This is a genomic window from Curtobacterium sp. ME26 (assembly GCF_903970945.1).
GTDB lineage: Bacteria > Actinomycetota > Actinomycetes > Actinomycetales > Microbacteriaceae > Curtobacterium > Curtobacterium citri.
The window spans coordinates 1-9393 of sequence record NZ_CAJCKG010000079.1 but is presented as its reverse complement, the minus strand read 5'-3'; the positions used below and the strand labels follow the sequence as shown (position 1 = coordinate 9393).

The 9393-nt window shown below is 69.8% G+C and carries 8 protein-coding genes; 2 read left to right on the top strand and 6 right to left on the bottom strand.

Annotated features, from left to right (window positions below):
* The 5 genes from H7A69_RS16660 to H7A69_RS16640 all read right to left on the bottom strand — a co-directional run.
* A partial coding sequence (locus H7A69_RS16660; protein ID WP_220456279.1) for a contact-dependent growth inhibition system immunity protein occupies nt 1–446 on the bottom strand: 446 nt, incomplete at its 3' end.
* A gap of 52 nt (nt 447–498) precedes the next feature.
* The gene (locus H7A69_RS16655) at nt 499–840 is read right to left on the bottom strand and encodes a contact-dependent growth inhibition system immunity protein (protein ID WP_182048069.1); all 342 of its coding nucleotides are present in this window, start codon (nt 838–840) and stop codon (nt 499–501) included.
* Nucleotides 833–2623 carry an RNase A-like domain-containing protein gene (locus H7A69_RS16650; RefSeq protein ID WP_182048068.1) on the bottom strand — a complete coding sequence of 597 codons (1791 nt, stop codon included), beginning with the start codon at nt 2621–2623 and terminating at the stop codon, nt 833–835. The genes H7A69_RS16655 and H7A69_RS16650 overlap by 8 nt, the downstream gene beginning before the upstream one ends.
* Nucleotides 2620–2982 (bottom strand): DUF6507 family protein, encoded by a 363-nt coding sequence (locus H7A69_RS16645; protein ID WP_182048067.1) that lies wholly within the window; start codon nt 2980–2982, stop codon nt 2620–2622. The genes H7A69_RS16650 and H7A69_RS16645 overlap by 4 nt, the downstream gene beginning before the upstream one ends.
* A complete protein-coding gene (locus tag H7A69_RS16640; protein WP_182048066.1) occupies nt 2979–3866 on the bottom strand; it encodes a DUF6177 family protein in 888 nt (295 codons plus the stop codon). The genes H7A69_RS16645 and H7A69_RS16640 overlap by 4 nt, the downstream gene beginning before the upstream one ends.
* A 77-nt stretch (nt 3867–3943) precedes the next feature.
* Here H7A69_RS16640 and pgm point away from each other — a divergent pair, with 77 nt between their 5' ends.
* Complete coding sequence (gene pgm / locus H7A69_RS16635; RefSeq protein WP_182048065.1) at nt 3944–5563, top strand: phosphoglucomutase (alpha-D-glucose-1,6-bisphosphate-dependent); 1620 nt, start codon at nt 3944–3946, stop codon at nt 5561–5563.
* Nucleotides 5564–5766: 203 nt separating this feature from the next.
* Entirely contained in the window at nt 5767–8295 is a 2529-nt protein-coding gene (locus tag H7A69_RS16630) for an MDR family MFS transporter (RefSeq protein ID WP_182048064.1), read from the top strand.
* Between the two features lie 77 nt (nt 8296–8372).
* Here the strand turns inward: H7A69_RS16630 and H7A69_RS16625 are convergent, their stop codons facing one another.
* Nucleotides 8373–9245 carry a DNA-methyltransferase gene (locus H7A69_RS16625; protein ID WP_182048063.1) on the bottom strand — a complete coding sequence of 291 codons (873 nt, stop codon included), beginning with the start codon at nt 9243–9245 and terminating at the stop codon, nt 8373–8375.
* Between the last annotated feature and the right edge of the window lie 148 nt (nt 9246–9393).

The following is a 9393-nucleotide window of genomic DNA, read 5'->3' as shown; positions in this document are numbered from 1 at the left end:
TCACGGACGTCCTCGAGCAACTCGCTGAGCGCGTCGGGCGAAGAGCTCGCGAGGTGGTCCTCGAGCGCTTGCTCCGCCGAGTACGGCTCCTCCGCCCAGTCCTGGTGGAAGTAGGTACCGACGAAAGCGTCGAAGCCGTGGAAGTTCCGCGCCGTGATGCTCGCCACAGCGGGGTACGCCGTCAACACGAAGTACCCCGAGGGATCGTCCGAGGTTCCGACCAGGACGACGCGGACGGCTTCGAGGTCCTGCGGTTCCCGGAAGGGCTTCCCCCGCCCGGTGAACCCGCCCGGGACTGCGTAGATCCGCAGCGGTCGACTGGCACCGTTCGCCACCCAATTCCTGATCCGCTCGTGATTGGCGTCGAGCGCGTAGGCCACGGCGTCATCTGCTCGATCGACACTCGGGAAGTAGGACACCCCGGTCCGCGCCGTGTGGTCCGTCATGCTTCCCCTTCCACCTCGATGGCGATGCAACCGGGCTTCCCTGGCTTCCTCATCACTCTGCTTTCGATCGAACATTCCGTGCTGCCCGGTCCCGGAGTTCGAGCATCCACGACCGCGCTGACTGTCCGAGGTCGACCCGCGGCGAGAGGCCCGTACCCACGAACTTGAAGAAACCGTCGACGTCACTGTCGGTCGGCAGCTCCTGCAACAGGAAGTTCAGTTCGTCGCGGTACTGGAGGTTCTCGGCCCGCGATACCTCATCGAGGTCGCTGACGAGCACGGACTCGACATCCGGCCAATCGAGGTCCCAGTCGTAGTTGAACTCAGCCGCCAAGAGCGATCTGAAGCCCGGAGCGCGAGCCGCCACGCTCCGGTAGTACTCGTGCTTATCCATTCAGGGCCTCTCGCGGGTACGTTGTGACGATCGAGTACGGGGGATGGCCGTCCGGGAAGAACTTCAACACCACCCGCACAACGGACGCATCGCGCATCGGCGGTACCCCATCCGGGTCGAAGTAGCGACCGACCACGGTGTCGGACGGCCACTCGAACTCTTGGGTGGGCTTCCCGATCGAGCCGTTTCGTTTCGCCGCGATCCACTCCTGGATGGCCTCGTGGTTGGCGTCGAGCGTCGAGGCGATCATCTCGTCGACCTTCCGCACCGGGAGCGAGTAGGCGCTGTTCTCCTTTTCGCCCTTGAATCGGGATCGTACGAAGTCGTCGAAGGCTTCCTTGTTCAGCACCGACGGTGGAACGTGCCACTTGATCGCATGCCCACCGTGATCTTCGGCGTACTGCAAACCCCCGCGCTCGATGAAGATCGACGATTCAACGCCGTGCGGGATCGCATCGGCATCGTTCAGCCGGTGGTAGTCCGGATGCTCCAACTCGAACCGGTTCAACTCGTCGCGGAAGAAGCTCGCGAAGGAGTCATCGCCCACGCCTGAGGCAGGCGAGTACCCGGCCGTACGTGACCACTTCGCGTACTCACGGTCGACGAGGTCGGCGAGTGCGTCGATGTTTGCCTGCGAGGCTCCACCCTTCACCCACGAGCGGACGTCGGCTTCCATGCCGCGAAGACCAAGCTTCCCCAGCCCCGACGCGAGTTCCTCCGCTCGGCCGGCTCGACCAGCCCATCCCTCGGGCCCGATGAAGCTCGTCCCGACCGCCGAAGCAGCCGCGCCGGCTGCGACCGCGGGGTGCTCCTGCGCGTCCTCCCACCAACGCTCGACGCCGTCACCAACCGCGCCGAGGGTCTGCCCCGCCTGCCCCTCGGGATCGGCCGCGGCATCAAGCCAGGCGAGCGGGTCGACGAGCATGCCGAAGGCCACGAGACCGTCGCCCATGCTCTTCCACGCCGAGCCAGCGTTCCCCCAGCTCCACTCTCCGCTGTCGTCCCAGCCGCCGAGGTGGAGGAGTCCTCCGAGCGTCTTCAGCAGGTCGTCGGTGAAGCCCTCCTCGAACTGCTCGGCCCACGTCTTGCCCTCGGCGGTCCCGACCCGCGACCAGGGCAGGTCCACCCCGCGAGCGTCGAGGTCGCTCCTCGACGGCGCCTGGAAGGCGTGCTTCACCGACGCACCCGACGCCTTCTTGATCGCGAGGGCACACTCCGCCTGTGCTGCCTGGAGCAACGCGACCTGTTCGTTGACACGCCGGATCAGCTGGTCGTTCTCGGCGCGTGTCGCGATGTCCTCGTACCAGGGCACCGTCTTCGACTCCGGCTCCTGTTCCACGGCTTGGTAGCCGTTCCACGATCCGGAGACCGGAGCCGGTTGCTTCGGCGTGAAGGCTGATTCGAACCTCGGTACCCCGTGCCGCACCCGCGCGACGAAGGCCTCGGCCTCGACGCGGAGGGCGTCGAGTTCCCGCTTCGGCGCAGCGGCAGTGGACGCGTACGTGTCCAGCGCCGAAGCGACCCTCCGGGCGACACCGCCGATCGTGTGCACGTCGTCCGTCACCGGATCCATGAGGGCGAACACCTGATCCGACTCGGGTGACTCGTAGACACCGCTCAGACGCTGCCACTTCGACGGGAGGTCGTCGGCGACGGTCTCCATCGAGTCCGCTCCGCTTCGGATCGTCGCGGCCCCCGTCGAGACGGCATCGAGCTGCAGATCCGCCCCGGGGATGGCGTCCGGCGCGATCAGGCCGTGGTCCCCGTACGCGACTCCACTCACCGTCGCTCCTCCGCCGCGCGGATGAACAGCGAGAGGTCGTGACCCTCGTGGGCGCGCACGCCAGCACGTTGTGCGTTCGCCGCCATGTCGAGGTCGCCCGCGCGGTAGGCGTCGACGGCGTTCGTCACGCCCTGCACCCCGCCGATCAGCCGGTAGGTCACCTGATCGACGTCGTCCTGCGTGCCCTCGACGAAGGCCCCGAGCGCCTCGTTCACCACGTCCCCGGCACCCGCCGCGACCTCGGCGACCCCGCTCTGGACCGCCCGGAGCGCCGACGCGGTCCCGTTGACCGACTCGCGGACCTCGGACAGGACGGACGCAACCCCTGCCGGGTCGATCCGCCACCCCTGTGTACTCATCGTTCTCCCCCCACCCGCGTGCCATGTTCACCGGAACCACCCTCCGCCCGCAAGTCCGATGCGTGCGCCGCGCGAGAGCGGCGTTCCTGCAAGCGCTCGACCAGCACCGCTGCGGCGGCCCAGCGTTCGCGCTCGCTGCCCGGGAACCACGAGACGACACCACGCTCGCTGCCGACCACGAGGACACGGTGCGGCGACCCCGCGGAGTCTGCGGCCGCCTCGTGTGCTCGAGCGGCCCGCCCAGCGGAGTACACGCCGAACGGTGCGGGAGGGCCAGCCACCGCGGTGTCCACCACGCCGTCGGTCCTGCCGCGGCTGAGTGCGAACCGCGCCGAGCGCGCGTGGTGACCGTGCATGACGGACCGGAGACCCGCCTCCAGTCCGGCGTGCAGCGCACCGTCGCCTTCAGGCGGCACTGCGATCGTGCAGCGCAGCGTCTCGAGCACGACATCGGCAGCGCGCTGCACGACGAGGACACCGCCGAGCACGGGCCGCTCCCTCGTCGTCACGACGAAGAGCGCGTCCTGCGGCGAGCGCCGCTCCGCCGCGAGGGTCAGGCGGTCGGGCGTGATGGCCTCACCGTCCTCGACCAGGGCGAACCGCGGTACTGCACCGAACGCGTGTCCGACGAACCGGGAGGACGCGACACCGAGCAGGATGCCCGGTGCCGGGTCGTGCTCGATCACGAGGTCGACGTGCAGACGCCGACCGAGCTGCGGAGCGGTCGAGTGCGCCGCCTCCGGGGCCCACCGGAAGCCGCGTTCGGCGAGCAGGTGCAGCGCCGCCCACGAAACCGTCGTCCCTGCTGTCGTGTGGAGTACGGCGCCGTCCTCCTGCTGCACGGCTGCCGACAGCTCGGCATCCGCGCGGACCGTCTCCCCCATCCTCCGACCGTAGCGCCGTCCGGTGCCGCCCCGCGATGCCGCGACACACACAAGGGGCCGAGTGCCAGGATGGGCCCATGAACGACCGCGCCGGCACCCCCGCGACCGCAGACGACCTCGTCGACCTCGACGCCCTCCTGGCGGCCTACCACGAGCGCGTCCCCGACGTGTCGATCCCCGAGCAGAAGGTGGTGTTCGGCACCTCCGGCCACCGGGGTTCCTCGCTGGACACCGCGTTCAACGACATGCACATCGCCGCGATCACGCAGGCGATCATCGAGTACCGCACCGAGCAGGGCACCGACGGCCCGCTGTTCATCGGCCGCGACACCCACGCGCTCTCCGCCCCTGCCGAGCAGACCGCACTGCAGGTCCTCGCGGCGAACGGCGTCCGCGTGCTCGCCGACGCCGAGGACGGCTACGTGCCGACCCCGGCGCTCAGCCACGCGATCATCAAGTACAACCGCGAGGAGCACGGCGACACCGCCGACGGCATCGTCATCACGCCGAGCCACAACCCCCCGCGTGACGGCGGCTTCAAGTACAACCCCCCGCACGGCGGCCCGGCCGACAGCGACGCCACGTCGTGGATCGCCGACCGCGCGAACGCGATCATCGCCGGTGGCAACGCCGACGTCCGCCGCCAGGACGAGACGTCCGCCGAGGGGTACGACTACCTCGGCTCGTACGTGTCGGACCTCGAGGACATCATCGACATCGACGCGATCAAGCGCGCCGGGGTGAAGATCGGCGCCGACCCGCTCGGCGGAGCCTCGCTGCCCTACTGGGAGCGCATCCGCGACCACTACGGACTCGACCTGACCGTGGTGAACCCCGACGTCGACCCGACCTGGGCGTTCATGACCCTGGACTGGGACGGCAAGATCCGGATGGACCCGTCGAGCCCCTCGGCGATGGCGTCGGTGCTCGCCCGCAAGGACGACTTCGACGTGCTGACCGGCAACGACGCCGACTCGGACCGCCACGGCATCGTCACCCCCGACGGCGGACTGATGAACCCGAACCACTACCTGGCCGTCGCCATCGAGTACCTGTACGCGCACCGGCCGGAGTGGCGCGACGACGCCGCGATCGGCAAGACGCTGGTGTCGTCGAGCATCATCGACCGCGTGGCCGAGTCGCTCGGTCGTCGGCTCTGGGAGGTCCCGGTCGGCTTCAAGTGGTTCGTCCCGGGCCTGATCGACGGCTCCGTGGCCTTCGGCGGCGAGGAGTCCGCCGGCGCCTCGTTCCTCCGCAAGGACGGCACGGCGTGGACCACGGACAAGGACGGCATCATCCTGGCGCTGCTGGCGTCCGAGATCGTCGCGGTCACGGGCAAGACCCCGTCGCAGCTGTACGCCGAGCTCACCGAGCGCTTCGGCGCCCCCGTCTACCAGCGCGTGGACGCGGCGGCGAGCAAGGAGCAGAAGGCGCGCCTGTCGAAGCTCGACGGTGACGCCATCACCGCGGACACCCTCGCGGGCGACCCGATCACGGCGAAGCTGTCGAAGGCACCCGGCAACGACGCGGCCGTCGGCGGCGTGAAGGTCGTCACGGACAAGGCGTGGTTCGCCGCCCGCCCGTCCGGCACCGAGGACGTCTACAAGATCTACGCGGAGAGCTTCGTCGGGCAGGAGCACCTGGAGCAGGTCCAGCGCGAGGCCAAGGAGATCGTGGACGCCGCCCTCGGGGCGTAGTCGATCGTTCCCGGGAGGCGTCGTCGGATCCGTCCGACGGCGCCTCCTGCACATCCGCCCCGGACCCTGCCGATGTCCACAGGAACGTGGTTCCGGGGAACAAACCGTTTGCGCTGGTTGTATTTTTGCAGTGCGCGCAACGAACGTTCCCCCGCGCCCGGGACGGAACGCCTGCGCGAGCACCAGTACGCACGGGAGACCGAATGACCCAGACGGCGACCGCACCAGCGGCCCCCACCACGTCCTCGAACGCGGTGATGAACCACCGACAGATCCTGCTCGTCATCTACGGACTGATGGCCGGCATGTTCCTCGGCGCGCTCGACCAGACGATCGTCGGCACGGCGATCCGCACGATCGGCGACGACCTGCACGGCCTCGACCAGCAGGCGTGGGTGACCACCGGCTACCTCATCGCCTCGACGGTGACGACCCCGATCTACGGCAAGCTCTCCGACATCTTCGGCCGGCGCCCGCTGTTCCTCACGGCGATCGGCATCTTCATCGTCGGCTCGCTCGCCGCGTCGTTCTCGTCCTCGATGCTCATGCTCGCCGGCTTCCGCGCCCTGCAGGGCCTCGGCGCCGGTGGTCTCATGTCGCTGCCGCTGGCGATCATGGGCGACATGCTCGCCCCCCGCGAGCGCGCGAAGTACCAGGGGTACTTCCTGGCCGTGTTCGGCATCTCCTCGGTGATCGGCCCGCTGGTCGGCGGTCTGTTCGCCGGCGCGTCCCAGATCCTGTTCGTCGACGGCTGGCGCTGGGTGTTCCTCATCAACGTGCCGGTCGGCGTGATCGCGCTGGTCATGGTGACGACGTTCCTGCACCTGCCGAAGTTCGGCGACCGCGGCAAGCCCCGCATCGACTGGTGGGGCGCCACGCTCGTCATCGTCACGCTGGTCCCGCTGCTCCTCATCGCCGAGCAGGGCCGCGACTGGGGTTGGGACTCCCCCGGCGCCATCGCCTGCTACGTCATCGGCGCGCTCGGCCTGATCGGCTTCGTGATCGTCGAACGGGCGATGGGCGACGACGCGATCCTGCCGCTCAAGCTGTTCGGCTCCCGCGTGTTCTCGATGGCCGCGGTGCTCTCCGTGCTCGTCGGCTTCGGCATGTTCGGCGCCATGCTCACGCTCCCGCTCTACCTGCAGATCGTGAAGGGCGTCACCCCGACCGAGTCCGGCTTCAGCATGCTCCCGATGGTGCTCGGCCTCATGATCGCGTCGATCGCGTCCGGCCAGATCATCTCGCGGACCGGGCGGTACCAGGTCTTCCCGATCACCGGCACCGCGTTCACCGCGATCGGCTTCACGGTCCTGACCTTCCTGACCGCCGACAGCCCGCTGTGGTTCCTCATGATCGGCATGTTCGGCATCGGCCTGGGCCTCGGGCAGCTCATGCAGACGCTGACCCTCGCCGCGCAGAACTCGGTCTCCCCGCGGGACATCGGCGTCGCCACGAGCGCGGCGACCTTCTTCCGACAGATCGGCGGCACGATGGGCACCGCGGTGCTCCTCTCGGTGCTGTTCACGCTCATGCCGACGAACATCACCGGCGCGATGCAGAACGAGTCGAACCTCAAGCCCGCGCTCAACGCGGCGCTCACTCCCTCGGTCGCCGGCGCGTCCGAGAACAAGGGCGTCATGGACCAGATCTGGTCGAAGATCGTGGACCCGGTGCAGCAGAACGTGCAGCAGGGTCTCGACAAGGGCGCCGCTGCCGCGAAGCAGGCGGCCGACCAGGCCGTCACCGAGCAGGTCACCGCCCAGGTGCAGCAGCAGGTCGCTGCCGGCACGATCCCGGCCTCGGCAGCCGACTCGGTCATCGCCCAGCAGGTCGCGGCGAACAAGTCCACCGCCGAGCAGCAGGCGCTCCAAACCGCCGCGTCCAGGGCGAACGCCGAGGTCGTCGACGGCACGCTGCAGATCGACTACGCGAACGCCGACCAGCGTCGGGCCGTGGTGGACGAGGTCGCGCCGAAGCTCGTCGACCAGCTGAAGAAGGGCGACACGGCCGCGAGCTCCTCGGCCGGCTCCGCCACGACCGACACGTCGTTCCTGAACGGCGCCGACCCGCGACTGACCCGCCCGTTCCTCGTCGGCTTCAGCAGCTCCGCGGTCGTCGTGTACTGGGTCGGACTCGGCGTCATCCTGCTCGCGTTCGTGCTCACCTGGTTCTTCCGGGTCCCGCCGCTCCGCAAGGTCTCGGCCCTGCAGGAGCAGGCGAACGCCGCGAAGGACGCCGACCAGCTCACGTCCGATGCGCAGCGCGCCGCCGCGAACACCGGCTCGCTCGTCTCGCCCGACACCGGATCGATGCGGACGGTCCCGACCTCGCCGGACGTCGCGGCCCAGCCGCCGCAGGACCGGACGGGAGGCACCACCGCCTCCGCCACGTCGGTCCGGTCCGACGGTGGGACGGTCCAGGGCACGACCGCCACGGCCACGGCGGTGCGGGACGACGACACCCGGGCACCGCTGCCGGGGGCGACGACGCACGGCGCCCACTCGGCGGCCGCGCCGGTGGACGAACCGGCCACCACCACGGGCACGATCCGCACGCACCCCGCCCACGCCGCACCGGAGCACCGCGCCGCGGACGCGACCGCCACCGCCACCGCGACCGCGGCGACCACAGGGGCGACCGGCACTGCGGACCGGACCGACGGGGCGGACGCAGACCGTGCCTCCCGTCCGACCGACGGCGACCACCCGCACGGGCGCCACTCCGCGGAGTAGCCGGGCGGTCCGAACACATCGGCACCCCTCCGAGGCGACACCTCCGACGTCGGACGACGTCGGAGGTGTCGCCTCGGTCACTCCCCGGGAGGCGCCACCTCGTCGACCACCGCGTGTGGCAGCCGCCGGCGCATGACATCGACGGCCACCGGGTTGTCGTCCACGAGCACGAAGCGCCGACCGAGGTCCCGCGCGACCGCACCGAGCGTGCCGCTCCCCGCGAAGAAGTCGAGCACCCAGTCGCCCTCGCGCGAGGACGCCTGCACCATCCGCCGGAGCACCCCCTCAGGCTTCTGCGTCGGGTAGCCGGTCTTCTCGCTCCCCGTCGGCGAGACGATCGTGTGCCACCACACGTCCGTCGGCAGCTTCCCGCGCTCCCGCTTCTCCGGCGTCACGAGTCCGGGCGCCATGTACGGCTCGCGGTCGACGGTCTCGGAGTCGAACCAGTAGCGCTCCGGGTCCTTCACGTAGACCAGGATCGTGTCGTGCTTCGTGGGCCAGCGTGAGCGCGACTTCGCCCCGAAGTCGTACGCCCAGATGATCTCGTTCAGGAAGGCGTCGCGACCGAACAGCGCGTCGAGCAGGACCTTCGCGTAGTGCGCCTCGCGGTAGTCGAGGTGCAGGTACAGCGTGCCGTCCTCGGCGAGGAGCCGCCAGGCCTCGAGCAGCCGGGGCTCGAGGAACGCCCAGTAGTCCTCGAACCGGTCGTCGAAGCGCATGAGGTCACCCCGGATGCGCTCGTACGTCCGGCCGCGGAAGCCCGTGATCGTCCCGGCGTCGCCGGCCGTCCGCCGCTCGGCCGTCACGGCGTGCCGACGCTGCTTCCGACCGGTGTTGAACGGCGGGTCCAGGTAGACGACCGTGAACGACGCGTCCGGCAGGGTCGGCAGGACGTCGAGGTTGTCGCCGAGCACGACGAGGTCGGGGCTCCGGTCGTCGATGCTGCGCACCGGACCATCCTCCCCCGCACCCGGCCTGCCGCAGGACCCAGCGGCGTCAGGCGTGGGCGGAGTCAGGCGTGTGCGGCGGAGTCGTCCTCGGTGCCCGCTCGGCAGGTGACGGACTGGAAGAGCGTCGTGCGGGGGGAGAGTGGGTGGG